The organism is Kitasatospora sp. NPDC049258 (assembly GCF_040678895.1).
In the GTDB taxonomy this organism is placed as follows: Bacteria; Actinomycetota; Actinomycetes; order Streptomycetales; family Streptomycetaceae; genus Kitasatospora.
Map to the genome: position 1 here is coordinate 1 of NZ_JBFAQT010000119.1, position 1,017 is coordinate 1,017.

1 protein-coding gene and 1 pseudogene are annotated in these 1,017 nt (G+C 70.9%); both read left to right on the forward strand.

Going from position 1 to position 1,017, the window contains the following annotated elements; all coding sequences use genetic code 11:
• Window positions 1-108: pseudogene (locus AB0K43_RS31470) on the forward strand (roadblock/LC7 domain-containing protein); the annotation flags it as partial.
• 196 nt (window positions 109-304) lie between these two features.
• Entirely contained in the window at window positions 305-970 is a 666-nt protein-coding gene (locus AB0K43_RS31475; RefSeq protein ID WP_363645842.1) for a DUF742 domain-containing protein, read from the forward strand.
• Window positions 971-1,017: the final 47 nt, after the last annotated feature.

Sequence of the window (1,017 nt, forward strand, 5' to 3'; positions counted from 1 at the left end):
TCCGACATCGGCCTGGTGGGCTACGAGATGGCCCTCCTCGTCGACCGTGCCGGAGCCGTCCTCACCCCCGCGCTGCGCGCGGAACTCCAGGGCAGTCTCCTGCACTGACGGTTCGTCGGATACCGTCCTGGTATTCGAAAGACCTCATTGCCCGTCCCGGGTCCTTCAAAGGCACCGTTGGCCATCCGCCTCCGGTGCCCGCGACGGACCCGGGTTCGGGCGTTGTACGGCCTTCGCACCACCGGCTCGGGCGCAGCTGTCCCGGGCCAGCACCGCACCGCCGCACCCTGTGAGGAGAGGAACCGTGACACCGCCCGACGAGCGCAGCGGCCAGTACGGCGTTCCGTACCCCGGCACCGGCCATGACGCCTTCGGAGTCCCCGGCGCCGGCCACGGGCAGCAGTACCAGCCGCAGCAACAGCAGTACTTCGGCCAGCCCCAGCCCGGCGCCCAGCAGTACGGCCAGCAACAGCCGTACCAGGAGCCGCAGCAGCCGTACCGCGAGCCCGGGCAGTACGCCCGGCAGGACAACGGCTACCAGGGGTACCCGGGGCCCGAGGCATTCCCTGAACGGGACGAGACCCGGTACCAGGAGGACTTCGGGCAGCACGACGAGGACGGACAGGACTCCGGGCCGCTGATCCGCCCGTTCGCGATGACCGGCGGACGCACCCGGCCCCGCTACGAACTCGCCCTGGAGGCGCTGGTCTCGGCCAGTGTCGACCCGGTCCGGCTGGCGGGCCTGCTCCCGGAGCACCAGCGGATCTGCACCCTGTGCACCGAGGTCAAGTCCATCGCCGAGGTCTCCGCGCTGCTCACCATCCCGTTGGGAGTGGCCCGGATCCTGGTCGCAGACCTGGCCGAAGCCGGCCTGGTCGCCATCCACCAGCCCGCTGCCGGCGGCGAATCCGGCAACCAGCCCGACGTCACGCTGCTCGAAAGGGTCCTCAGTGGACTTCGCAAGCTCTAACGCGGCCGCCCCCAGCCGCGCCACCACCTCGGCGAAGATCGTCGTCG